At 72.7% G+C, this 24,271-nt stretch carries 19 protein-coding genes; 6 read left to right on the top strand and 13 right to left on the bottom strand.

The window, feature by feature from the left end; all coding sequences use genetic code 11:
* The first annotated feature begins 91 nt into the window (after positions 1-91).
* The 4 genes from ACWC21_RS03070 (at position 92) to ACWC21_RS03055 (ending at position 5,038) form a co-directional block, all read left to right on the top strand.
* Complete coding sequence (locus ACWC21_RS03070) at positions 92-2,332, top strand: glycoside hydrolase family 9 protein (protein WP_450877512.1); 2,241 nt, start codon at positions 92-94, stop codon at positions 2,330-2,332.
* Positions 2,333-2,415: 83 nt separating this feature from the next.
* A complete protein-coding gene (locus ACWC21_RS03065; RefSeq protein ID WP_450877510.1) occupies positions 2,416-2,655 on the top strand; it encodes a hypothetical protein in 240 nt (79 codons plus the stop codon).
* 3 nt (positions 2,656-2,658) lie between these two features.
* Complete coding sequence (locus ACWC21_RS03060) at positions 2,659-3,036, top strand: toxin Doc (protein WP_450877508.1); 378 nt, start codon at positions 2,659-2,661, stop codon at positions 3,034-3,036.
* A gap of 370 nt (positions 3,037-3,406) precedes the next feature.
* Entirely contained in the window at positions 3,407-5,038 is a 1,632-nt protein-coding gene (locus ACWC21_RS03055) for an RICIN domain-containing protein (RefSeq protein WP_450877506.1), read from the top strand.
* 55 nt (positions 5,039-5,093) lie between these two features.
* Here the strand turns inward: ACWC21_RS03055 and ACWC21_RS03050 are convergent, their stop codons facing one another.
* Both ACWC21_RS03050 and ACWC21_RS03045 read right to left on the bottom strand, forming a co-directional pair.
* Complete coding sequence (locus ACWC21_RS03050; RefSeq protein ID WP_450877504.1) at positions 5,094-6,263, bottom strand: alpha-hydroxy-acid oxidizing protein; 1,170 nt, start codon at positions 6,261-6,263, stop codon at positions 5,094-5,096.
* Between the two features lie 132 nt (positions 6,264-6,395).
* A complete protein-coding gene (locus tag ACWC21_RS03045) occupies positions 6,396-6,977 on the bottom strand; it encodes a hypothetical protein (RefSeq protein ID WP_450877502.1) in 582 nt (193 codons plus the stop codon).
* 323 nt (positions 6,978-7,300) lie between these two features.
* Between ACWC21_RS03045 and ACWC21_RS03040 the strand changes: the two genes are divergently transcribed.
* Positions 7,301-7,735, top strand: a complete 435-nt coding sequence (locus ACWC21_RS03040) for a protease inhibitor (RefSeq protein ID WP_450877500.1) — start codon at positions 7,301-7,303, stop codon at positions 7,733-7,735.
* A 229-nt stretch (positions 7,736-7,964) separates the two neighbouring features.
* Here ACWC21_RS03040 and ACWC21_RS03035 read toward each other — a convergent pair whose 3' ends face one another.
* The 10 genes from ACWC21_RS03035 to ACWC21_RS02990 all read right to left on the bottom strand — a co-directional run bounded on the left by ACWC21_RS03035 (position 7,965) and on the right by ACWC21_RS02990 (position 19,285).
* Entirely contained in the window at positions 7,965-8,177 is a 213-nt protein-coding gene (locus ACWC21_RS03035; protein ID WP_450877498.1) for a CDGSH iron-sulfur domain-containing protein, read from the bottom strand.
* Complete coding sequence (locus tag ACWC21_RS03030; RefSeq protein WP_450877496.1) at positions 8,158-8,832, bottom strand: HemK2/MTQ2 family protein methyltransferase; 675 nt, start codon at positions 8,830-8,832, stop codon at positions 8,158-8,160. Before ACWC21_RS03030 ends, ACWC21_RS03035 begins: the two co-directional genes overlap by 20 nt.
* Entirely contained in the window at positions 8,833-9,843 is a 1,011-nt protein-coding gene (locus ACWC21_RS03025) for an iron-containing redox enzyme family protein (protein WP_450877494.1), read from the bottom strand. It lies immediately after the preceding gene.
* 41 nt (positions 9,844-9,884) lie between these two features.
* Positions 9,885-10,064 carry a hypothetical protein gene (locus ACWC21_RS03020; protein WP_450877492.1) on the bottom strand — a complete coding sequence of 60 codons (180 nt, stop codon included), beginning with the start codon at positions 10,062-10,064 and terminating at the stop codon, positions 9,885-9,887.
* A gap of 65 nt (positions 10,065-10,129) precedes the next feature.
* On the bottom strand, positions 10,130-11,137 hold the full coding sequence (locus ACWC21_RS03015) for a Ppx/GppA phosphatase family protein (RefSeq protein WP_450877490.1): 1,008 nt from the start codon (positions 11,135-11,137) through the stop codon (positions 10,130-10,132).
* A 255-nt stretch (positions 11,138-11,392) separates the two neighbouring features.
* Complete coding sequence (locus ACWC21_RS03010; protein ID WP_450877488.1) at positions 11,393-12,895, bottom strand: MFS transporter; 1,503 nt, start codon at positions 12,893-12,895, stop codon at positions 11,393-11,395.
* Between the two features lie 185 nt (positions 12,896-13,080).
* The gene (locus ACWC21_RS03005; RefSeq protein ID WP_450877486.1) at positions 13,081-15,933 is read right to left on the bottom strand and encodes an NHLP bacteriocin export ABC transporter permease/ATPase subunit; all 2,853 of its coding nucleotides are present in this window, start codon (positions 15,931-15,933) and stop codon (positions 13,081-13,083) included.
* Position 15,934: 1 nt separating this feature from the next.
* Entirely contained in the window at positions 15,935-18,154 is a 2,220-nt protein-coding gene (locus ACWC21_RS03000; RefSeq protein ID WP_450877484.1) for an NHLP family bacteriocin export ABC transporter peptidase/permease/ATPase subunit, read from the bottom strand.
* A complete protein-coding gene (locus tag ACWC21_RS02995) occupies positions 18,151-18,972 on the bottom strand; it encodes an HlyD family efflux transporter periplasmic adaptor subunit (protein WP_450877482.1) in 822 nt (273 codons plus the stop codon). The genes ACWC21_RS03000 and ACWC21_RS02995 overlap by 4 nt, the downstream gene beginning before the upstream one ends.
* Positions 18,973-19,069: 97 nt before the next feature.
* Positions 19,070-19,285 carry a type A2 lantipeptide gene (locus tag ACWC21_RS02990; protein WP_389142151.1) on the bottom strand — a complete coding sequence of 72 codons (216 nt, stop codon included), beginning with the start codon at positions 19,283-19,285 and terminating at the stop codon, positions 19,070-19,072.
* Positions 19,286-20,347: 1,062 nt separating this feature from the next.
* On the opposite strand from ACWC21_RS02990, the gene ACWC21_RS02985 reads away from it, so the two are divergent.
* Entirely contained in the window at positions 20,348-21,814 is a 1,467-nt protein-coding gene (locus ACWC21_RS02985; RefSeq protein WP_450877700.1) for an alpha-lytic protease prodomain-containing protein, read from the top strand.
* A 142-nt stretch (positions 21,815-21,956) separates the two neighbouring features.
* Here the strand turns inward: ACWC21_RS02985 and ACWC21_RS02980 are convergent, their stop codons facing one another.
* Positions 21,957-24,116, bottom strand: a complete 2,160-nt coding sequence (locus ACWC21_RS02980; protein ID WP_450877698.1) for a SpoIIE family protein phosphatase — start codon at positions 24,114-24,116, stop codon at positions 21,957-21,959.
* Between the last annotated feature and the right edge of the window lie 155 nt (positions 24,117-24,271).

Here is a 24,271-nt window from a genome sequence, read left to right as displayed (position 1 = left end):
CCGTCCGGACCGTTGACGACGTGTCATGTCTCGCACAGCATTGCCTGCGTCCGCATTTGGGAGCGCTCCCACCTCATCAGAGGAGCCCGCCGTGAAACGACGCAGAACCGCCCTGCTCGCCGTGACCGCCCTGTTCGCCGCGGCCTTCACGGCCCTGCCGGCCGCGCAGGCCGGTGCCGACGAGGTCGAACAGGTCAGGAACGGAACCTTCGACACCACCGCCGACCCGTGGTGGACCAGCAACGTCACCGCGGGCCTGTCCGACGGGCGGCTCTGCGCCGACGTGCCCGGTGGCACGGCCAACCGCTGGGACTCGGCCATCGGCCAGAACGACATCACCCTGGTCAAGGGGGAGTCGTACCGGTTCTCCTTCAAGGCGTCCGGTACGCCCGAGGGGCACGTGGTCCGGGCGGTCGTCGGGCTCCAGGTGTCCCCGTACGACACCTGGTACGAGACGAGCCCGCAACTGACCCCCTCCGGTGACGGCTCCTCCTACACCTTCACCTCGCCCGTCGACACCACGCAGGCCCAGGTCGCCTTCCAGGTCGGCGGCGGCGCGGACGCCTGGCGGTTCTGCCTGGACGACGTGTCGCTGCTGGGCGGCGTCCCGCCGGAGGTGTACGAGCCCGACACCGGGCCGCGCGTCCGCGTCAACCAGGCCGGCTACCTGCCGGGCGGCCCGAAGAACGCCACCCTGGTCACCGACGCCACCACGAAGCTGCCCTGGGAGCTGAAGAACGCCGGCGGCAGGACGGTCGCCCACGGCTGGACCGTGCCGCGCGGCACCGACGCCTCCTCCGCGCAGAACGTCCAGTCGATCGACTTCGGCGCCTACCGGCGGCGCGGCAAGGGCTTCACACTGGTCGCCGACGGGGAGGCCAGCCGTCCCTTCGACATCGGGACGCAGGTCTACGAGCGGCTGCGCCGGGACTCGCTGAAGTACTACTACACGCAGCGCAGCGGTATCGCGATCAGCGACGCGCTCCGCCCCGGCTACGGCAGGCCGGCCGGGCACCTGAACACCGCTCCGAACCAGGGCGACGCGCACGTCCCCTGCCAACCGGGCCTGTGCGACTACACCCTCGACGTCACCGGCGGCTGGTACGACGCCGGCGACCACGGCAAGTACGTCGTCAACGGCGGCATCGCCACCTGGGAGCTGCTGAGCACCTACGAACGCTCCCTGCACGCCCGCACCGGAGAACCCGGGAAACTGGGCGACGGCACCCTCGCCCTCCCCGAGAGCGGCAACAAGGTGCCCGACGTCCTCGACGAGGCCCGGTGGGAACTGGAGTTCCTGCTGAAGATGCAGGTACCGGACGGACAGCCGCTCGCCGGAATGGCGCACAGCAAGGTCCACGACGCCCAGTGGACCGGTCTGCCGCTGCTGCCCAGTGAGGACCCGCAGAAGCGGGAGCTGCACGCCCCGACCACCCAGGCCACCCTCAACCTGGCGGCGACGGCCGCCCAGGCGGCCCGCCTGTACCGCCCCTACGACCGCGCCTTCGCCGCCCGCGCCCTGACGGCCGCGCGCAAGGCCTGGGCGGCGGCCCTCGCCCACCCCGCGGTGTACCCGGACCCGAACGACGGCACCGGCGGCGGCGCCTATCCCGACGACGACGCCACCGACGAGTTCTACTGGGCCGCGGCCGAGCTGTACCTGACCACGGGCGAGAAGCAGTTCGCCGACCACGTGCTCTCCTCGCCGCTGCACACCGCCGACATCTTCGGCAGCCTCGGCTTCGACTGGGGCCGTACCGCCGCGGCGGGACGTCTGGACCTGGCGACCGTGCCCAGCAAGCTCCCCGGCCGCGACAAGGTGCGCCGGTCGGTGACCAGGGCGGCCGACACCTACCTGGCGACCGCCGGATCGCAGCCGTACGGCATGCCGTACGCGCCGGACGGCAACCGCTACGACTGGGGCTCCAACGCCCAGGTCCTCAACAACGCCCACGTCATCGCGGCCGCCTACGACCTCACCGGCGCCGCGAAGTACCGCGACGGCGCGGTCCAGAGCATGGACTACATCCTCGGCCGCAACGCGCTCAACATCTCGTACGTCACCGGATACGGCGAGGTCGCCGCCCACAACGAGCACAGTCGCTGGTACGCCCACGAACTCGACCCGGCCCTCCCGAACCCGCCCAGGGGAACCCTCGCCGGAGGCCCCAACTCGGGCATCCAGGACCCGTACGCACAGAGCAAACTGCTCGGCTGCGTCGGTCAGTTCTGCTACATCGACGACATCCAGTCCTGGTCGACCAACGAGACCGCGATCAACTGGAACGCGGCCCTGGCCTGGATGGCGTCGTTCGTGGCGGACCAGAGGTAGCGCACGGGTGCGCGGGTACCGGCGGAAACCTCATCTGACCTGGGGGCATTTACGCTTGAGTACCCGCGCGCTATTTTTGTGGCATGCCAGCTCTCAACGTGGAGTTCAGCGAGCGCGAGCTAGAGGACCTGCGGCAGATCGCCAAGGAGCGCGGGACGTCGATGAAGGCCCTGGTGCGCGAGGCGGCCGCGGCCGACATCGCCCGGCACCGCGCGCTGCAGGAAGGCGCCCGGGAGTTCCGCCGCTTCTTCGCCACGCACGCCGACGAGTTCGCGGCCGCGTTCCCGGACGACGAGCCCCCCGGCAGGGGCGAGGCCGCCTGACCCATGTCATCCGTCCTCCATATCGACGTGCCGTGGCTGCTCCAGCGCCACGAGGAAGTGCTGCCGGAGCAGCCGACGATCAACGACTTCTCGGCCCTGGTCGCCGCCGTCGCCCGGCACCGGGTCGATCCGCCCCGCCTCGGCGTGGACTCCGACCCGGCCTGGCGGGCCGCGGCCCTGCTGCACACCCTCGCCCTGCTCAGGCCGCTGCCGTCGGCCAACGCGCGGTTCGCCTGTGCCACGGCGGTGTCGTACATGTTCGTCAGCGGGGCCGGTATCGACCCGCCCTACGGGGCCCTCGTCGACCTCGCCCGGGACCTGATGTCCGGCAAGACCGATGTCTACGGCGCGGCCGACCGGCTCCGTTCCTGGCAGATCTGATCGCCGGACCCGACGGCCGGTCCGGCACCCGCCCCCGCCGGCGGGGGAAGAAGCCCCGGCCGGCCGGGGCCGCCGGCCGAGGGCGGGAGGAACGGGGCCGGCGGCCGTCGATCGCGCAGCAGAGCCGCCGTCCTGCGCGGGGCCTGCGAGTAGGCCGGCTCCCAGTGCACTCCCCGGCGACGGGCGCCGGGAGCGTGCGCGGCGGGCCGGCGTGTGCGCGCGCTTCACACGGGGCGCACGGACCGGCGAGAGCGGACCGGTGGCCCGAAGTTCTGTGAGAGGTATGGATGCGGTCCAACGCCTTGTTGGGCTTTGGTGAGTTGTGCAAGGGTGAGCCACTCGAGCGCACACGCACCAAAGGATTCACCCCGTGCCCACCCCCCACCCCCCTCGTCCTCCGTACCCGCCTTCCGGCGGTGCTGCCGGAGATTCCGACGAGTCACTCGCCGAACGACTGCGCGGACGGGAGGACGAAGAGGCCGGCGCAGCCGTCGCCCTGCTGATGGCACGGCACTGGCAGCCGGCCGAGGACTACGCGGCCGTCTGCCTCGCCGCCCAGGGCGCCGTCGTCCGCATGGTCACCGCCACCGCCTTCCATCGGGTCCTCGACCGGCTGGCGCTGGGCGAACCGGCCGATCCGCTGCGGCCCCGGCTGCTGGTGACCGTGCGCGACACGGTCGCACAGTGGTCGGCCGACGACCGTCTGCCCGAGGTGCTGCCGGACCTGGCGAAACCGGCCGGGGGCCGCGGCATGCGCACCGTGCAGTCCATGACCCCCGACAACCGCGCCCTCGCCGAGCGGTCCTACCGGGGCCTGATGCCGCTCGCCCAGTGCCTGCTGTGGCACACCGAGGTCGAGGCCGAGCCGCTCACCGTGCCGGCCGGTCTGCTCGGCCTGGACGCCGACACCGCGGCAGCCGGACTCGAGCAGGCCCGGGAAGCCTTCCGGCGGGGCTGCGTCCGCGCCCACCGGGAGCTCGCGCCCACCAAGGACTGCCGCTTCTACAACCGCCTCCTCGACGTACCGATCCGACGCGGCGGCGACCTGCTGCCCGACGTGCAGCAGCACCTGTCCGAATGCCGCTACTGCCGGCACGCCGCCGAGCAACTCGGCCAGATCGAGGCCGGTACCAGCATCCTGCTCGCCGAAGCCGTGCTCGGCTGGGGTGCCCGCCGCTATCTCGACTCCCGCCCGGGACGGGCCGGTTCGCAGGCGTCGCGGACCCGGGGCACCTCCTGGCGCACCGGGGGACGGCCCGGCGGGGGAGCGCGCCACCGCATGCTGGGGCGGATTCCCCTGTCGGCACTCGTCCCGCGGCCGGCCCCGTCACCCAGGACACTGCTCACCGGCGTCGGCCTGGCCTCGGCCGGACTGCTCACGACGGTACTGGTGGCCGGAGTGTGGCCGGACGGTGGGGACACCACCGACCCCGTCGCCTCGACGGGTGCCGCCGGTGCCCGGAGCACGCCCGACGCCACCGCCTCCCCGCCCGGTGCGGCGCAGTTGCCCGCCGCGACCCCGGGGACCCATCTGCGCAACGCGGCCACCGGGCTCTGCCTGGACATCCAGGGCACACCCGAGGCCGGGGCGGGCGTCCGGTCGGCGGCCTGTTCGTCGGCCTCCACCCAGCAGTGGACGTACGAGACCGACGGGCTGCTGCGCAGCGCCGCCGACCCCGGCCTGTGCCTCGACTCGCACGCGGACGCCGGGGTGGTCGTCCTCGGTACCTGCGCGGACGGCAGGATCCGCCGGGCCGGCGACGTGCGCTACGACCTCACCGTGCAGGGCGAGTTGCTGCCCCGCTGGGACGAGACCCTCGCCCTGGCCACCGCGGGGAAGGGCGCCGGCGCCGACATCGTCGTGAAGGTCCGTGACAGATCGGCCGGCCAGCGCTGGCTCATCGACCCGCCGTCGGCGAGCCCCGGCTCCCTGTCGGTCACCGGAACCGAGGCACCGCCCGCCCGGCCGGCCGGACTGCCGGAGCGGGAGGCGCGGGGCTGACGGACAGGCCGGCCCGCCCCGGCCGCCGGAGGGCCGCACGGGCTTCTCCGGAGGGTCACGCGGGCTCCTCGACGAGATCGGCGGCTCCCACCGTGGCCGGGGTGGCGTGGCCGGACAGGGCGAGCGTGAGGTCGAACTCCGCGAGCAGGCAGCGGATCACGTGCTCGACGCCCGCCTGCCCGTCGAGGCCGAGCCCGTAGACGTACGGCCGCCCGAGCAGCACCGCCCGGGCCCCGAGAGCGAGGGCCTTGAAGACGTCGTCACCCGTGCGCACCCCGCTGTCGAACAGCACCGTCAGCCGGTCACCGACCGCCGAAGCGACCCGGGGCAGCGCGTCGGCCGCGGCGACGGAACCGGCCACCTGCCGGCCGCCGTGGTTCGACACCACCACCCCGTCCATCCCGGCGTCGGCGGCCAGCCGGGCGTCGTCCGGGTGCAGGACACCCTTCAGGACGATCGGACCGTCCCAGTGCTCCCTCAGCAACGCCAGGTCCGGCCAGGTGTGACCGGCGTCCCCGAACAGGCCGAGGAAGTGCCGCACCGCCGCGTCGGGGTCCTCGTGCACCGGTTTCGCCAGCCCCGCCCGGAAGGCCGGGTCGGTGAAGTAGTTCGCGGTGCCCACCCCGTGCAGGAAGGGCAGGTACGCCTGGTCCAGGTCGCGCGGCCGCCACGCCAGCAGCGGCGTGTCCAGGGTGACGACCAGCACCGTGAACCCGGCCGCCCGCGCCCGGCCGAGGAAACTCACGGTCACCTCCCGGTCCTTGCCCCAGTACAGCTGGAACCAGCGCTCACCGTCCCCCATGGCCTCGGCCACCTGTTCCATCGGTGTGCTGGACGCCGAGGACAGGACGTACGGCACGCCCTCGGCGGCGGCGGCCCGGGCGGCGGCCGTCTCCGCCTCCGGATGCATGATCGACAGCACGCCGACGGGTGCCAGCGCCAGCGGGGCGGGCAGCGCGCGGCCGAGCACGTCCACCGACAGGTCCCGTTCCCGGACGTCCCGCAGGAGACGCGGAAGGATCCGCCGCCGCTCCAGGGCGGCCCGGTTCGCTCGGGCCGTACTGCCGTTGCCCGCGCTGCCCGCCACATAGCCGACCGGGCCGGGACCCAGCCGGTGCCCGGCGAGTTCCTCGAGCCGGGTCAGGTCGGTGGGCAGACGCGGCACGGCGCCCGTCGTCCCGTTCAGATAGATCTCGTACTGGAAGTCCGCCCAGTGCTTCGCCATCCGTACGTCCCGCCTCTCGTCGCCGGTCGCGCGCCGTGCCGACGATACCGGCGGGTAGGCGAGGCGGCCCCGGGGCGGTCATGCCGGCAAGGTTGCCGCAAGGTCCGGCAGCATGCCGGTCGTCGGCTGGTCTCACTCCTCGCCGGTGTTCTCGGTGTTCGCACTGTCGTCGGCGGGCGAGGCGGGTGGCTCATCGGCGTCCGGTCCCTGAGCCCGTACCCGCTGGACGTGTTCGAGGGACTCGCGCAGTTCGGTGAGCCAGTCGTCGGTGTGCCGCTGCACCAGCCGCACACACCAGGCGAGGGCGTCGCTGCGGCTGCGTGCGACCCCGCCGGCGATCAGGGTGTCGAGGACCTGGCGCTCGGGCTGGCGCAGCCGGGTCATCACGGGTGCCGCCACGTGCGTGAACAGGGCACGCTCCCCGTCGCACTCCACGCCCCAGGAGACCTTCCTGCGGAAGTGGTGCTCGGCCTCGCGGGCCACGGAGATCCGGACTTCCCGGGTGCGCTCGCGAAACTCCTGGACACGGCCCTGTACAGCAGCCTCCCGCTCGGCGTCCGAGGCGCCCTCGACGACCCGGGGCCCGGGGATGCGGCCGATCACGGTGATCTCCTCGCGGTCGGCGGTCACCTCGACCAGCTCCTGGAAGAGGTCGTCGGGCAACCGGCCGGTGAACCAGCCGCGCAGCTTCTCGCGTTGCTCTGAAGTAATCATGTAATGACGATTACGCCGCATTCACATGAACACAAGGGGGTGCCGGGAAGTGCGCCGAGGGCGGAACCGGAATGTTTCAGGCCTATTAACGAAGTGGTGAGATTCAGCCACGCGGCCGCTCGAGGCGATCAAGAACCGCTCAGTTCCGGCGTTGTAACGTTCGAATTCTGTGACTTCGCGCCACTGATTCAACACGCAAGGTTACCGAAAGCTGTGGGTCCGATGTGAGTTTCGGCGGCGGACTCGGCAGAGTGGCGCACGCCGTTTCCGGCACCCACCGGGCCGGGCGGCGACCCGTCGAATCGAGCGGAAGGATGCACACAATGCGAACCACCGCGCGCTGGGCAGCGACCATCGGCCTCACGGCCACCGCCGTCTGCGTACCCCTGACCGGGGCCGCCGTCGCCGCACCGGTCAGCGCCCCGTCGTCGCTCTACGCGCCCTCGGCCCTGGTGCTCACCACCGGCCACGGCCAGAGCGCGGCGACCGCGACACCCGAGCGCGCCGTCACACTGTCCTGCGCCCCGACCGCCTCCGGCACGCACCCGGCCGCCGCCGAGGCCTGTGCCCAGCTGCGCGGCGCGGGTGGCGACCTCGACGCCCTCAAGGGCGACGACGACGTGTTCTGCACCAAGGTGTACGACCCGGTCGTCGTCACGGTCGAGGGTGTCTGGCAGGGCAAGCGTGTCTCCTACGAGCACACCTTCGGCAACGCGTGCGTGAAGGACGCCTACGGCTCCTCCGTCTTCGCGTTCTGAGGACCGGGATCGCCCGGTCTCCGCGACCACCGGAACAGGGCCCGCAGCTGGGGAGTGCGGACCAGGGTCCCGGGGACCTCGCGATCTCGCACCGGGGGCCGGACGGGCGGAGTGGGGCCGCCCGCCGTCCCCCGGCATCACGGCCGCTTCCCGGGCTGCCCGTCCCGGGGCATCCCGGGAAGCGCCGGGCAAGACCTCAAGATCTCGCCGCCGCTCCCAGCGCCGGCTGTCAGGCCCTGCGCCGGTGGCTGGTGTCGCACCAGGGATAGCGGCGGCTGCGCCGGCAGGTGCACAGGGCCACGCGGAACCGGTCCGAGGACACCGTGGTGCCGTCCTCCAGCTCCACCTCCACCGGACCGTCGACGAGGATGGGCCCCCGCCGCTGCATGCGTACGTGCCGGGGCGGAGCGGGGCGCTGTGCGTCAGAGGGCTCGTTCGGCACGGATGACCACCAGCTCTTCCTTCTCGTCGGCGGCCGACAGCAGCCCGTGATCCCGCAGCCAGCCCTGCCGCGCCCGCAGCACGGGCCCGAAGGCGATCCAGCGGCGGCGGGTGACCGCGGCCTTGAGGCCGGTCGCGCGCAGCAGCTCCAGGGTGCGGTCGGGGCCGCTCAGCGCGGAATGGACGATCAGCAGGACTCCGCCGGGGCGCAGCAGTGCCGGGGCGTCGCGGCAGATCCGGTCCAGGACGAGACGGCCGTCCCGGCCCGCGTCCCAGGCCCGCGCCCGGCCGCGTGGCTCCGGCCGGGCGTCGGGTGCCGGCACGTACGGCGGGTTGGCCAGGATCATGTCGAAGGACCGTCCGCGCACGGGGCCGAAGAGGTTGCCGCGCCGGATGCGTACCGGCAGCCGGGCCAGCCATGCGTTGAGCCGGGCCGTCCACACGGCCCGCCGGGACATGTCGACCGCCGTCACCTCCGCGCCCCGCCGGGCGGCGACCAGGGCCAGGGCGCCGCTGCCGGTACCCACGTCGAGCACCCGTGCGCCGGGTTCCAGCGGCTCCTCGGACAGCGCTTCGGCCAGCAGCTCGGTGTCGTCCTGCGGGGCGTACACACCCGGGAGTACCAGTGAATTCACGGAACGCGAGTACCCCGGCATTCAGGAAATATGGTTCATTTCCCTCAGCGGGGTGCGCAGCGAGGACCGCCCCGCACGCCAGGAGTCCAGCAGCCGGCGGGCGAGGCGTTCCTCCAGGTGTCCGGTCGCGTCGATGCCGAAGGCGATGTCGGGGGCCAGCTGCGGCTCCTGTTCGAGCAGTCCGCCGATGACCTCGTGGCGCACCACCTGTTCGTGCACCGCGTCGGCCTCGACGTGCTCGTCGTAGAAGAACTCCGCGGCCGGTCCGGCGCCCGTGCGGCGCATCGCCTCGGCCAGCCGCCGGGAACCGGGGGAGGAGGTGATCTCCACCGCGGCGAAGTGGCCCACCAGCGCGCCGCGCAGCTCCCGGTGCAGACCGAAGAGGGACATGAGGTTCACGGTCGCCAGCACCTCTGCCGTCGCCGCGTCCAGGTAGCGGCCGTACGTGGTGTCCAGCCCGAGGTCCGTCATCAGGTCGGCGAACAGCCGGGCGTGCACCCGGTCGGGACGGCCACCGCCGTACTCGTCGAACTCGACGGCGGCCATCGCCGCCTTGGCCCGGCCCCACAGGCGCGGCAGCACCCAGGCGTGCGGGTCGGCCTCCTTCAGGTGGTACAGGGAGCGCTGGGCCGCGTACTCGCGCAGCTGCCACAGTTCGCCCTCGTCGCGCAGGTAGTGGCTGACACCGGAGCCGTCGACGGGCTCCACGAGGATCTCCGCGAGCGCGTCGTCGAGGCTGGCGTGGACCGGTGTTCCGGCGCGCAGCGCGGAGAGGAAGCGCCGTTCCATCGCCGCGCGGGCACGCAGCAGGCCGGGGTCCCACTCGAGGTCCGGGGCGACGCCCGCGAAGCCGCGGTAGTGCAGCTCGTAGCAGAGGTAGAGGCCGAGCTGGAGGTCGTCCCCCCACGCGTCCGCCCCGGCGACCGCCTCGTCGGACGGTGCCGGGCCGGTGCCGAGCAGATACTCCTCGACGGCCGCGGAGACCGGGCCGCGGGCGGGGGGCAGCGCGGGTCCCTGGGAGTGCTGTTCCATGCCGCCCGGGTACCCGGACCGTGCCCCGCCATCCCGCCCGGTCAGTCGCCCTGCGAATCCTCCTGGGCCCGTGTGTTCGGGGTGATCGCGTCTCCCGCCTCGCCCCGGTGTTCCTCGGCGCGGGCGGGATCGGTGGTGCGCTTCTCGGCCCGGTCGGCCTCGTGGAGGACCTCCTCGAGGGCCGTCTTCGGATGCTCGTCCCGGTTCTCCGGCTTGGACATGGCTGTCTCCTTCTCCTTCCGTATGTTCTGTACGCCGGTTCCGTGCGCAGGCGCGGTACGGCGGCTCAGTTCGCGGCGCCCGCGACGTGCAGCGGCACCGGCTCGGGGGGCGGGGGCTCCTCCGCGCGGCGGGTGGTCTCCGCCCACCAGGCCGGGCCGTCCTCGATGCGCCGCAGCAGGACGCCCTCGCGGATCGCCCACGGGCAGAGGGTGACCGCGCCGAGGCCGGTCAGCTTCATCACGGTGTGGCCGACCACCGCCCCGGCCAGGCTCTGCGCGGCACGCGGTGCGGAGATACCGGGCAGCCGGGCGCGCTCGACGGCGGGCAGGGCCGCCAGCCGGCTCACCGCGTCACGCAGGTCGTCACGGTGCAGCACCCGCTCCACGAACGGTCCGTGCCGTCCCGGCGGGGCACCGCACAGCCGGCCCAGCTGCTGGAAGGTGCGCGAGGTCGCCACCGCGGAGCGCGGGCCCTCCCAGCGGATCCGGGCGGCCACGTCCCGCAGCTGATGGCGGACCCTGCGTCTGAGGGCACGCAGCTGTTCGGACGAGGGCGGGTCCTCGTCGGCGAGGAACTCGCGGGTCAGCCGCCCCGCCCCCAGCGGCAGCGAGGCCACGAAGTCCGGCAGCCGGCCGCGCCCGAAGGCGACTTCCAGCGATCCGCCGCCGATGTCCAGCACCGCCAGCGGCCCGGCCTGCCAGCCCAGCCAGCGCCGGGCGGCGAGGAAGGTGAGCTCGGCCTCGACCTCGCCGGGCAGGGTGCACAGGTCGACGCCCGTGCCCGTGCGGACGGCCCGCAGGACCTCCGCCCGGTTCGGTGCCGCACGTACCACGGCGGTGGCGAAGGCCAGTGGCCCCGCCGCGCCCCACTTGGCGGCGGTCCTGCTCGCCCCGGCCACCGCCTCCACCAGTCGTTCCACGGCCTCGTCGGGGATACGCCCCCCGGGCTCGACCTGCTCGGACAGGCGCAGCCGCCACTTGGCGGTGTGCACCGGCAGCGGCACCCCGCCCTCCGCGTCCGCCACCACGAGCCGCACCGTGTTCGAGCCCACGTCCACCACACTTATCCGCATGGCTGGCAAGTACCCGCTGCGGCCGTGTCATGCCCTTCACCCGGGCGGCGGGCACGGCTCCGCTTGCGTCCCGGCGGCCAGGGCCTGTCCGGCGGCTCCGCGGGCGGGGAGTTCGGCGACCGGCATCGATGAGCACCGCCGGTCTCTCGCGGCCCGGACCGCCGGACAGACCGTGAGCGGGGCCGCCGTCCAGCCGCGGACGGCGGCCCCGCGGGGCCGAGGGCGCCCAGGTCCCCCGGACCGGAGCGGTCCTGCTCACATGTGGACCACCGGTGCGGCGTCCGCGTCCTGCTCCGGCACTCCGCGGCGGAAGACGGTGAAGGCGATCAGCGCGCCCGCGGCGAACAGGCCGGCGGACCACCAGAAGGCCGTGGTGTAGCTCTCGATGGTGGCCTGCGCCTGGACCAGCTTGCTGGTGGCGTCCCGGCCGGACAGGTAGTCGGTCGCGGCGCTCGCCGCGAGGGTGTTCAGCAGCGCCGTGCCGATCGAACCGCCCACCTGCTGCATCGCGTTGACCGTCGCGGAGGCCACTCCCGCGTCCTCGGCCGCCACCCCGCCGGTGGCCAGCTGCATGGCGGGCGGCATGACCAGGCCGAGGCCGATGCCGGTGACGAGCAGCTGCGGCAGCACCGCGCTCATGTAGTGGGAGCCGACGCCGATGCCGGTCAGCCAGGCCATGCCGGCCGCGGCGACCGCGAAGCCCAGCGGAACGACCGCCCTGGGTCCCATCCGCGGCACCAGGACGGTGGTGCCGAGCTGGGCCGTCACCATCAGCGCGCCGACCATCGGCAGGAAGGCCACACCGGTCTTCGTCGGGCTGAAACCCAGGTTCAGCTGGAGGTAGTACGTCAGGAACAGGAACACGCCGAACATGCCCGCGCCGGAGATCAGCACGGCGAGGAACGAGGCGGCGCGGTTGCGGTCGGTCAGGATGCGCAGGGGCAGCAGGGGGTGCTCGGCCCGGGTCTGCCACCAGGTGAAGGCGGCCAGGATCACACCGCCCGCGATCAGGAAGCCCCAGGTCAGCGGCGAGCCCCAGTCATGGGTCTCGGCGTTGGAGAAGCCGTAGACCAGGGAGAACAGGCCCGCGGCGACCAGGACCGTGCCCGGCACGTCGAGCTTGGAGTTCGCCGCGTCCCGGTGGTTGGCCAGCAGGATCCAGCCGCCGGCGAAGGCCAGGACCGCGATGGCCACGTTGACGTAGAGCGTCCAGCGCCAGTCGAGGGCGTCGGTGAGCACGCCGCCGAGCAGCAGGCCCACCGCGCCGCCGGCCCCGGCGATGGCGCCGTACACGCTGAACGCCCGGGCCCGCTCCCGGGCGTCGGTGAACGTGGTGTTGAGCAGCGACAGCGCGGCCGGTGCGAGAAGCGCGCCGAAGGCACCCTGCAGGGCGCGCGCGGTGACCAGCATCGGGAAGCCGTTCGCGGCGCCGCCGAGCGCGGAGACGGCCGCGAAGCCGACGACACCGATGAGGAACGCCGTCTTGCGGCCGAACAGGTCCGCTGTCCGGCCGCCGAGCAGCAGCAGCGAGGCGAACGCCAGCGCGTACGCGGTGACGATCCACTGCCGGTTGCCGTCGGAGAAGCCGAGGTCGGCTTGGGCCGAGGGCAGTGCGATGTTCACGATGGTGGCGTCGAGGACCACCATCAGCTGCGCGAGGGCGACGACGGCGAGGATCCACCACCGCTTCTGTGAGGCGTCCGGCGGCGCCTGGACGGCGCCCGGACGGGCCTCGTCCTCCAGGGTCTTGTGTGACATCGGGGAACCACTCCGGGGAAGTCGGTCTGGGCAGCGAGCAAAGAGCATGTAAACGAAACGGTTTCGTACACCTGCAGGGCCGAGGTTAGACCACTTTCTGCGAAACGGCAAAGTTTCGATGGGTGCGCGAGGCAGGGGTGCCGCGAACGCCGGCACCAAGGCGCGCGGCGTGCGTGCCGGGGCTGCTACGCCAGCTGCCGACGCACCAGCTCGTGCAGCCTGCCGCCGGTGTCCGCGAGGAGCTCGGCGGGCGGTCCCTGCTGGGCGACCTTGCCGTCCTCCATCACGATGACCCGGTCCGCGTCCAGCACGGTGGACAGACGGTGGGCGATCACGATGCGGGTGGCGTTCAGTTTGCGCGTGCTGTCGATGACCGTGCGCTGGGTGTCGTTGTCCAGCGCGCTGGTCGCCTCGTCGAAGAACAGGATGCGCGGGCGGCGGATCAATGCCTGCGCGATCATCAGACGCTGCCGCTGGCCGCCGGAGACGGCGCCGCTGCCCGACACGATCGTGTGCAGGCCCATCGGCATCCGCTGGATGTCCTGCGCCAGCCCCGCCATCTCGGCCGCCGCCATCGCCTCCTCGGGCGTGTACGGCTCGGTGCCGCAGATGACGTCCAGGATCGACCCGGTGAACGGCTGTGCGTGCTGGAGCACCACTCCGCACTGCCGCCGCACCGCCGACTGGTCGAGGGCCGCGAGGTCCTGGCCGTCGTACAGCACGCTCCCGGACACCGGCTTGTCGAAGCCGATGAGCAGCCTCAGCAGCGTGGACTTGCCGCAGCCGCTGGGGCCGACGATCGCCACGAACTCGCCCGGCCGTACCTCGAAGGACACGTCGTCCAGGACCAGCGGCCCGTCCTCGGCGTACCGGAAGGACAGCCGCCGGGCCTCCACCGCGCCGGACAGCGGGCCGGGCCGGGTGCTCGCGTCGCGCACCTCCGGGGCCGCCTCCAGCACCGGCCTGATCTCCTCGAACAGCGGCAACGCGGCCACCGCCGAGACGAAGGAGCCGGTCAGCTGGGTGACCGAGGTGAGCAGCATGGTCACCGAGGTGTTGAAGGTGAGGAAGGCCGCCGCCGACATCGTCCCGCGGGCCGGACCCGCCAGCAGCATGAACATCAGCAGGGTGCACACCGGCAGGTACACCGCGCCCAGCACCGTGGTGAGGTTCTTGATGCGCCCCACCTTCTGCTGCAGCTCGCGGCTGCGCGCGAACTCGGCGGCCCAGGCCGCGTACGCGTAGTTCTCCGCCGCGGCCACCCGCAGCTTCGGCAGACCGCGCAGGGTCTGGAACGCCTGGTTGTTCAGCTTGTTGCCGAGCACCACCAGACGCCGCTGCCAGCGCACCTGCCACAGGCCGAGCCCCAGGAATACCGCCGCGATGACCACGAGCATGCCGATCGCCGCCATCGCCATCGGCACGCTGTACCAGAACAGCAGCCCCAGGTTCATCGCGCCGACGGTCACCGACTGGGCGACCACCGGGCCGACGCCCGCCAGCAGCCGCCGGATGGCGCTGATGCCCATGGCCGCGCTGGCCAGTTCACCGGTCGAGCGCCGGGTGAAGAACTTGGTCGGCAGTCGCAGCAGCCGGTCCCAGACGGCCGGTTGGAGCGTGGCCTCGATACGGCCCTCCAGGCGGAGGATGGTGAGGTTCTCCAGCAGCATGAAGGCCGCCGCCACCACGCTGCTGACCATCACGGCCAGACAGACCTGGACGATCAGTTCCTGCCGGCCCTTCGGCACGTACTCGCCCAGCACCTTGCCGGTCGCGATGGGCACCAGCGAGCCGATGGCCACCGTCACCAGCCCGGCCAGCAGCAGGTTCAGCAGGTCGCCGCGGGTGCCGCGCATGCTGAACCGGAGCAGGCCGAGCGGGCCGAGGCGCCGCTCGGGCAGCGGACGGTAGAACATCACCGCGCGCGGCTCGAACTCCTCGGCGTTGGCCTTCTCGACCGGCGTCTCCCGGCCGGTCGCCGGATGCACCGCCACATAGCCGCCGCGCCGCCACAGCAGCGCCACCGGCGCCCCCGACAGTGCCCGGTGGCCCACCAGCGGTCCGGCGTTCTCCCGCCACCAGCGTCCGCTCAGCCGCACGGCCCGGGTACGCACCCGCGAGGCGAGCGCCACCCGCTCGACCGGGTCGAGACGGTCGCCTCCGGTGCCGTTCTGCGCCGGTTCGGCAAGGGGGATCCCGGCCGCCTGGGCGACCAGTCGGCACGCGGCGTAGGTGGCGTCGGCGTCGGCGGCCGTCGTGCGTTTCGCCGGGCCCTTCCCGATGGACGCCAGCAAGGTCCGGTCGGCCTGTGCGCGGACCGCCTCACCGGCCTTGATCCCGGCCGCCGTACGGTCCTCGTGGGTGCGTTCCAGCTGCTCGATCCACCGGTCGAGGGTGGTGAGCAGCCGGTACTGCTGGTCGACCATGCTCTGCCACACGGCAGGGTCCATCAGCAGGTCGGCGGCGGCCTCCGCGCCGTACAGCGACCCGTACTGGACGCTGCCCGGCGGCACCTGCATCCAGAACACGTCCTCGTCGTCCCCCACGCTCGAATCAGCTCGCGCGGGGGCGCCCCCATCCCCGGCGGCCGCCTCCCCGGCCATCGGCGCCTGGAACAGGACCGAAAGGCTGCGTCCCACACCGAGCGCGAGGGCGTACTCCAGCGGGCTCGAGGTCGGCGGCACGTACTGGGGGTTGCCGTACTCGTCGTACGACCAGGTCTGGGTGTCTGCGGGCTGGTACAGCTCGCGCAGCCCGATACGGTGCACGACGCAGTCGCGCAACGGCCGGGCCACCAGGGTGTGCTGGGGGCCGGCGACCGGCCCGAGCAGCAGCGAGCCGGCCTCCAGACGGCCGAGATGGTGCCAGTGGCCCTGCTGCCCGGCGTCCACCGCGAACAGGTCCACGGCGCCCGCCGCGACCAGCCACAGCACCTGCGGACCCTCCAGCTCCAGCCGGTTCAGGCCCGTGCAGTCGATCGGCGTGCCCAGGGTGCCGAGCGCGCCGAGTACGAGGTCGCCTTCGGGTACGGACGTCATCTCATCGCTCCCTGACCAGCGCGGCGTACGCGCCGCCCCGCGCCACCAGTTCGGCGTGCCGCCCGCGTTCGACGACCGTGCCGTGCTGGAGCACGACGATCTCGTCGCTGTCGCGCACGGTGCTCAGCCGGTGGGCGATCACCACGCAGGCGCAGCCCCGCCGGCGCAGGTTGTCCATCACGATCTGCTCGGTCTCCGCGTCCAGCGCGCTGGTCACCTCGTCGAGGACGAGGATGCTGGGCCGCCGCACCAGCGCCCGGGCGATCTCCAGGCGCTGTCGCTGCCCGCCGGAGAAGTTCCGGCCGTCCTGCTCGACCTTGCTGTGGATACCGCCGGGGCGGCGCATGACCACGTCGTACAGGGCCGCGTCCCGCAGGGCCTCCACCACGGCGTCGTCGGGGATCGACGGGTCCCACAGGGCCACGTTGTCGCGGACCGAGCCTTCGAAGAGGAAGACGTCCTGGTCGACGAAGGAGACGGATGCCGCGAGCGCGCCGCGCGGGATGTCCTCCAGGCGCTGCCCGTCGATGCGGATCACGCCCTCCCAGGGCGTGTAGAGGCCCGAGATCAGCCGGGACACGGTCGACTTGCCGCTGCCCGACCCACCGACCAGCGCGACCTGCCGGCCCGGGCCCACGACCAGGTCGAAGCCGGTGAGCAGGGGCTTGTCCAGGGGGCTGTAACCGAAGCTGATGTTCTGCAGCTCGACGTGCCCGTGCAGGCGCCGCGTGGAGTCGCCGCCGGGGCGGGCGTAGAGCGGGTCGGCCTGGAAGTTCTCCACGTCCTTCAGCCGGGCCACGTCGGCCGCGAAGTCCTGGATACGGCCGGCCACGCCGTTCAGCCGGGTCAGCGGGGCGGTGAAGCGGGTGACCAGCGCCTGGAAGGCGACCAGCAGACCGACCGAGACGTGGCCCTCGACCGCCCGCATCCCGCCGATCCACAGGATGAGCGCGCTGTTGAGGGTGGCGAGCGTCGGGGCCACCACGCCCAGCCAGGCACTGGGCACGCCGAGCCGCTGCTGCTCCTCCAGCGTGGTGGCGTGCTGTCCGGCCCACTTGCGGAAGTAGCCGTCCTCACCGCCCGTCGCCTTCATCGTCTCGATCAACTGCAGACCGGTGTAGGAGGTGTTGGTCAGCCGCGCGGTGTCCGCGCGCAGCTTCGCCGTGCGGGTGGCGCGCAGCCGTACGACGAACCGCATCGCCACCACGTTGAGCAGCGCCACGCCGATGCCGACGAACGTCAGCTGCGGGTCGTAGGTGTACAGCAGCATCGCGTACAGCACGACCACCACCGCGTCCACGCCGGCCGCCGCGAGGTCGCGGGCCAGTGTCTCGGCGACCTGGTCGTTGGACTGCAGGCGCTGCACCAGGTCGGCCGGGCTGCGCTGGGCGAAGAAGGTCACCGGCAAGCGCAGCAGATGGCGCAGGAAGCGGGCGCTGGAGAGGGTGGAGGAGACGATCCGGCCGTGCAGCAGATTCGCCTGCTGCAACCAGGTCAGCACCACCGTGAGCAGCACGCAGGCGCCCATGGAAGCGAACAGCACGCCCAGCAGTGAAGTCTGACCGCCGATCAGGAACATGTCGATGTAGGTCCGGCTCAGCGCGGGCACCGCCGCGCCGACCGCCACCAGCAGCAGGCTCGCCAGCACGGCCGCGGGCAGCGTGCCCGCGGTGCCGCGCAGCCGGGCGGGCATGGCACCGAGCACGCCGGGCCGGCGCCCGCCCTTCACGAAGTCCTCGCCCGGCTCCATCACCAGGACGACGCCGGTGAAGCCGACGTCGAACTCCTCCATGGGCACGAAACGCCGTCCCTTGGCGGGGTCGTTGACGTACACCCCGCGGCGGCCGAAGCGGCGGCCCATGCCGTCGTAGACGACGTAGTGGTTGAACTCCCAGAACAGGATGGCCGGAGCGCCCACCTCCGCGAGGGCGGCCAGGTCCATCTGCATGCCCTTGGCGGTCAGGCCGTAACCACGGGCCGCCTTCAGCAGGTTGCTGGCGCGCGAGCCGTCGCGGGAGACACCGCAGGCGATGCGCAGCTCCTCCAGCGGGACGTGCCGTCCGTAGTGGCCGAGCACCATGGCGAGGGAGGCGGCGCCGCACTCGACCGCCTCCATCTGGAGCACGGTGGGGGTGCGCACGGCCCGGCCCCGGCTCTTGGGAACGGCACGCCGGGGCGGGGCGGCACGGCGTCTGCCGCGGGTTTCCTGGGCGGTGGTCACGGGAGCAGCCAATCGACGGGACGCTGGTCGGCCAGCCGGATCGAAGCGGTGGCCGGGGTCATGGAGTCCAGTCCGTACGGAGGCGCGGAGCGGCTCCACTCGTAACGGCCCTTCGTCCCGGCGGACCCGTCGGGCTCGGCGGGCTTGTCGAGTTCGACGAGCACGGCCACCGGCCGTCCCTTCTTGGTGAACTGCTCGCCCAGCTGGCTGTCCCCGAGGAACGCGCCGATCGACTGGGCGGACTGGGCGGTGCGGTCCACCGACTTCACATGGCCGCGCAGCACCCCGTACTCCTGTGTGGACACCGACGACACGGTCAGGTCGACGGGGGCGTGCGCGGGGATCGAGGCGGCGTTCTCGGCCGGTACGTACACGGTGGCGTACAGCGGGTCCGAGGCGTGGGCGACCTTCTCGACGGCGGCGACGTTCGCGCCGGTGCTGACGATCTGCCCGATGGTGGCGGCCAGCGCGGTGACCCGGCCGGCGGCGACCGTACGGACGACCGACTCGCCCTGGCTGGTACGCACCTTCAGTACGGGGGAGCCGGCGGGCAGTCGCTGACCCTGCTTCGCCAGCACCGCGGTGACCTGGCCGGCGACCGGGCTCTGCAGGACGTAACTGCCCTCGGCGTGCGTGAGGATGGCGGGCGCGCCGATGGCGGAGGCGACCGAGCCGGTCACCGCCCATACGGAGGCGGCTGCCATGGCGAGGACCGAGACGGACAGCGCGAGCCAGCCCTGGGGGCGGGCCAGGCGCACCGGAAGGTCCAGCTCTTCCGGCGACTGCAGCTTGGCGAGGGCCTGTTGGCGGAACTGCACGGGAGTGATCCCTCACCTGTGGAGTGGGACTGTCACGGCATCCGAAGAGTCCCGGAACCGGGGAACGGCTCCGGGACTCAGCGGCAACGAGGTGCGATCAGAGACCGGCGACCAGGTTGGTGACCGGCTGGGTGTTCAGACCGGTGACACCCTCGACCGTGCCGATGGCGGTGTCCGTCAGGCCGGAGACCGGGGCGATGCCGTTCAGGGCGCCGGTGGCGCTGTTGAGGGCGTTCACGGAGAGGCCGCCGGAGACGTTGTCGAGCTCGGCGTCGGAGATCTCGACGGTCTCGACCTGGGGGGTGGAGTTCATGGGGGAACTTCCCTTCACATATGGGTATTTCACAAGGGGGGAGCGGCCCCCTCTGGGGACAGATGACGGCCGCGACCGCGGGCGTCCGTTCCGGAAGCCCTGAGCGGCCCCCGCGGTGCGATGGATCAAAGCACGCGCGCGGGTCGCGCTTCCAATCAACAACCGCTCTCACCTGCGCACTTGCCCGCCGGACCGGCTCATCCGTGCAGGTGCGGGCACGGCTTGTCGGCGACTCCTTCACATCCGTCACGGCATCGGTGCGAACGGGCGCCCGCACCGTCTCGGCGAAATCGGGCACTCCGCGCCAATGGCATGGCCGGGGGCGCGCATCTGTGCAGAATCCCCGTACGCCGTGACCTCGTTGGGTATTCGATGTGCAGATTCCCTGAAGCCGGGATTCCGCTCCGTGTTCGCAACCGAACGTGAGTGGTCGGTCGCTGATCGTGTGCGGTTCGGAAGTGCGCGCACCGGGATCCTGCGGCGAGCGCTTTCGCGTTGTCGTTGCCCGGCGTGACGTCCGCGAACGCCGTCCGGCGGCCCGACCCGGTCGGCGCCGCGGCGTTCAGGACAGCCGAACCGGTCACCACCGCCGGAAGGACGTCGGCCGCCGAATCGTCGTCATCCGTGGGAGGACGCCGCGTGCCGACGCCACCACGGTCGCCGTCATCGTGTCGGTCGCCACCGGCAACGCCTGCCCCGACGCGTCGCAAACTCCCTTGCCGACAGCTGTGACCAGGGAAGACGTGGTGCCGCGCGGTCCTTGACCGGCGTCTGGACCGTCCGTCGGGTGCCGGGACCAAGGCCACGAAGCCGATGGAGAGGATCTTGTCGGCTTCGGCGGTGGTCATCGTCATATGGGGGGTTGTGCACGGGCCGCGCGGCGACGGGCGGAACTCAACCGCACCTGGCCGATTCACCGTCGCGCAAAGGTTTTTGGCAAACGCAATTGAACGCACCGCCCACCGCTTGCGTACCAACAGCCAACCAGGCGCCCAGGATCCACTGCCCCACAGCGGCAGACCCCCCGTTCCCAGGAGGTCGAGTAGTTTGAGTCACAAGCGAATGCCGAAGCGCAAGGCCGCGATAGCGGTGGGTGGCGTTGCGGCACTCGGAGCGGCGGCCTTCCTGCTGCCGAACGCCAACGCGTCCCAGGACGGCGCCTCGGGCGACACCTCCGTCGCCGCCCCCAAGGTTCTGAAGGCGTCGGACGCCTCGAACCTCGCCTCGCAGTTGCAGAAGCTTCTCGGTGACGCGCTCGCCGGCTCCTACTACGACGGCAACAGCAAGCAGCTCGTCGTCAACGTGGTCAGCGGCGACAACAACGTGATCCTGCAGGCGAAGAAGGCCGGCGCGGTCGTCCGCCAGGTCAAGAACAGCACGGCCGCACTGCAGGCCGCCGCGAAGACCCTGAAGGCCAAGGCGACCGTTCCCGGCACCGCCTGGGCGGTCGACCCCAAGACGAACAAGGTCGTGGTCACCGCCGACAGCACGGTCACCGGTGCCAAGTGGGACCGGGTGGAGTCCACCGTCAAGGGTCTCGGCTCCAACATGGCCACGCTCAAGAAGTCGTCGGGCAAGTTCAAGACGCTCGTCTCCGGCGGCGACGCCATCTTCTCCCAGGTGCAGAACGGCACCGTCCGCTGCTCCCTCGGCTTCAACGTCACCGCCAAGGACGGCAGCCCCGCCTTCCTGACGGCCGGTCACTGCGGTGTCGCGGCCAAGGACTGGTCCGACTCCGAGACCGGCCAGCCCATCGCCACCGTCGACCAGGCGACGTTCCCCGGCGACGGCGACTTCTCACTCGTGAAGTACAACGACGCCAACACCCAGGCGCCGAGCGAGGTCAACGCGGGCAACGGCCAGACCGTCCCGATCACCCAGGCCGCGGACGCCACGGTCGGCGAGACCGTGTTCCGGATGGGCTCCACCACCGGCCTGCACAACGGCCAGGTGACCGGCCTCGACGCCACCGTCAACTTCCAGAGCGAGACCGACCCCAACGGCGTCGACACCGTCAACGGCCTGATCCAGACGAACGTCTGCGCCGAGGCCGGCGACAGCGGTGGCTCCCTGTTCACCCAGGACGGCGGCGCGGTCGGCCTCACCTCCGGCGGCAGCGGCGACTGCACCGCTGGCGGCGAGACCTTCTTCCAGCCGGTCACCGCCGCCCTCCAGGCCACCGGCGCCACCCTCGGCGACTCCGGCGCGGGTGCCGGTGCCGGTGCGGGAGCGGGTGACCAGGCGGGCGGCGGCCAGCAGGCCGGCGGCGACCAGGTGGGCGGCAGCGCCGACCCGTCCGCGTCGGCGGGCGACCAGTCCGGCGCCGGCGACCAGTCGGGTGCCGGTGCCGGTGCGGGCGACCAGTCCGGTGCCACCGCCGACCCGTCCGCGACGGCGGGTGACCAGTCCGGTGCGGGCCAGTCCGGCGCCGACCAGTCGGGTGCGGGCCAGAACGGCGCCGACCAGTCGGGTGCGGGCCAGAACGGTGCGGGCCAGTCCGGTGCCGGCCAGTCCGGCAGCGGCGAGTAGTCCTCGGGGACCGAGACCCACCGATCGGCCTCACCCAGCGGTTCCGGCCGACGGTGGACGGCCCGGCCCTCCGGCGGGAGGGCCGGGCCGCGTCGGTGTTCCGGCCACGGCGGACTCGCCCTGAGGCCGCGGTCGCGGCCGGTCAGTCCTCCCGCCGCGCCCGCAACAGCAGCACCGCCACGTCGTCGACCGGCTCCCGGGCCGCCGCGGCGTGCCGGACCAGCTCGTCCGCCAGCCGGTCCAGGGGCAGTTCACCGGCCGCGGTCAGCAACTCGCCCAGTTCGGCGAGGGAGTCCTCGATGTCCACCCCCGGTGACTCCACCAGGCCGTCGGTGTAGAGGACGAGGACCGAGCCGGGGGCGAGGGAGACCTGCGTCGTCGGATACGTCGCCGACGCGTCGATGCCCAGCAGCGGACCGCCGGCCAGATCCAGCACGCGCACCCGCCCGTCCGGGCGCCTGAGCAGCGGAGGCGGATGCCCCGCACGGGACATGACGGCCCGTCCGTGCGCCGGATCGAGGCGGAGGTACAGACAGCTCGCGAACAGGTCCGCACCGAGATCGAGGAGCAGCCGGTTGGTGCTGCGCATGACCTCCTGCGGCGGCTGTCCCACCGTCGTGTAGGCGCGCACCCCGGTGCGGATCTGCCCCATCAGCCCGGCCGCGGTCACGTTGTGGCCCTGGACGTCCCCGATCACCGCCGCCGGCAGCGGACGCGCGGGCACGAGGTCGTAGAAGTCGCCGCCGATCTCCATGCCCTGGGTGGCGGGCACATAGCAGGCGGCGGCCTCCAGGCCCGGCAGCGCGGCCAGCGAGTGCGGCAGAAGAGCCTCCTGCAGGCCGTGCGCCAGCCGGTGCTTGGCGTCGTACAGCTGCGCCCGCTCCAGCGCCTGCGCGATCAGGCCGCCCAGGCTCGTCAGGACGGCCCGCTCCTCCGCGGGAAAGACATGGGGTTCGGCATAGGCCAGCACACAGGTCCCCACCGGCCGCCCCGACGCGATCAGCGGCAGATACGCCCAGGCCGCGAAGCCGTCCGGGGTCCGCTGCCGGTTCGGGTACACCCGGTACAGCTGCTCCGGTGAGTCGAAGAAGCCGGGCACCCCGCTGCTGAGGGCCTGGGTGCCCGGGGTCCGCTCGCTCAGCGGCAGTCCGTCGAACCGCTCGACGACCCGCGGGTCCGGGTACCCGCGGTGTCCCAGTACGTGCAGCCGGCCGCCCCGCGAGCCGAGGAGCACCAGGGCCGTGCTGCCCACGGCGGGGGCGATCTCGTCCGCGACCAGCTGGACGACGTCCTGCACACCCGCCGCCTCGGTCAGCGCTCCGGCCAGGCTGAGCACCGTGGAGATGGTCACCAGCCGGGACGGGCCCGAGTCGCCGGGCCGCGGTGTGTCCCGCGCCAGCTCCGCCACCGACCGGGCCCGGCCGATGCGCACGCTCAGCCCGCTCGTGCTCGGGTACAGCCGGAAGGACAGCCAGGTACCGGGCGGGCGCAGCGCCACGAACGAGGTGATGTGCTGGCTGATCAGCGCGGCCCGGTAGCGGTCCTCGTACACCGGGTCGTTCAGCCAGGGCACCGAGGTCCACGGCTGGATGCCGAGCAGGTCGCCGACCGCCCTGCCGAGCAGTTCGCCGGCCGCCTCGTTGGCGAAGACGATCCTGCCGTGCAGGTCGAGCGAGACCAGCCCGTACGGCAGCCGCTCCACCATCCGGGCCGCCTCCACCGCGCCCGGCGTGCCGGCCGCGCCCGCCAGCGGCGGCGCCGCCAGCAGATCGGGCTCGTGGTGCGGCGGCGGCCGGTTGTACTGCGCGGCCCGCTCCAGCCGCTTCGCCAGCCGGTCGCAGGCCGCCGTCAGATGCTCCCGCTCCCATTCGGACAGCAGCGGGGGGTGCGAGCCGGGCCAGGTCACGAAGACCGCGCCGTACGCGGCGTTGTCGGTCGCCACGGGCAGGGCGGCCAGGGCGAAGGGGTAGGGCAGCACCACCGCGATGCGCGGATAGCGGCGCGCCATGTCCTCCTCGCCGCCCACCCACACCAGCCGCCGCTCCCGCACCGCCTGGGCGACCGGGATCGGCGCGCTCAGGCCCACCCGCTCCCAGGGCGCCGCGAACGCCCGGGGCAGTCCCGCCATCACCGCCATCTGCAGTACCGACTGGCCCGGGGCCAGCAGGTACACCGCCCCCGAGTGCGCGTGCACCTCGTCCATCATCGAGGCCAGCGCCACCGACAGCACGGGCGGTCCGGCCTGCGGCCTCGCGGAGGCGGGCGTCGGCCCGGACGTCTGCCCGTCGGACACGCCGACCACCTCCTCGCACGGCCGCGCGTCGCATCCCCGGATCAAGACTCCCTCCTCCCGGCGTCCGGCGCACGGCGAGTGCCCGCGCCTACCCCCTCCGCCCCGTCCCATGCCCCCTCAGTCGATGCGCGGAGCCATGCGCGGGCGCCGCGAGTGCGCCCCCG

The sequence above is a fragment of the Streptomyces sp. NPDC001348 genome (assembly GCF_053597535.1).
The sequence above is the reverse complement of the archived record's forward strand: the minus strand, read 5'-3'. Positions and strand labels throughout refer to the sequence as shown.

Coding starts and splice junctions, on each gene's coding strand:
- ACWC21_RS03025 (WP_450877494.1), bottom strand. CDS start 9,843: ATGGAACAGCACTCCCAGGGACCCGCGCTGCCCCCCGCCCGCGGCCCG.
- ACWC21_RS03010 (WP_450877488.1), bottom strand. CDS start 12,895: ATGTCACACAAGACCCTGGAGGACGAGGCCCGTCCGGGCGCCGTCCAG.
- ACWC21_RS03015 (WP_450877490.1), bottom strand. CDS start 11,137: ATGCGGATAAGTGTGGTGGACGTGGGCTCGAACACGGTGCGGCTCGTG.
- ACWC21_RS03030 (WP_450877496.1), bottom strand. CDS start 8,832: ATGCCGGGGTACTCGCGTTCCGTGAATTCACTGGTACTCCCGGGTGTG.
- ACWC21_RS03020 (WP_450877492.1), bottom strand. CDS start 10,064: ATGTCCAAGCCGGAGAACCGGGACGAGCATCCGAAGACGGCCCTCGAG.
- ACWC21_RS03005 (WP_450877486.1), bottom strand. CDS start 15,933: ATGACGTCCGTACCCGAAGGCGACCTCGTACTCGGCGCGCTCGGCACC.
- ACWC21_RS03040 (WP_450877500.1), top strand. CDS start 7,301: ATGCGAACCACCGCGCGCTGGGCAGCGACCATCGGCCTCACGGCCACC.
- ACWC21_RS03045 (WP_450877502.1), bottom strand. CDS start 6,977: ATGATTACTTCAGAGCAACGCGAGAAGCTGCGCGGCTGGTTCACCGGC.
- ACWC21_RS03060 (WP_450877508.1), top strand. CDS start 2,659: ATGTCATCCGTCCTCCATATCGACGTGCCGTGGCTGCTCCAGCGCCAC.
- ACWC21_RS03050 (WP_450877504.1), bottom strand. CDS start 6,263: ATGGCGAAGCACTGGGCGGACTTCCAGTACGAGATCTATCTGAACGGG.
- ACWC21_RS02985 (WP_450877700.1), top strand. CDS start 20,348: ATGCCGAAGCGCAAGGCCGCGATAGCGGTGGGTGGCGTTGCGGCACTC.
- ACWC21_RS02990 (WP_389142151.1), bottom strand. CDS start 19,285: ATGAACTCCACCCCCCAGGTCGAGACCGTCGAGATCTCCGACGCCGAG.
- ACWC21_RS03065 (WP_450877510.1), top strand. CDS start 2,416: ATGCCAGCTCTCAACGTGGAGTTCAGCGAGCGCGAGCTAGAGGACCTG.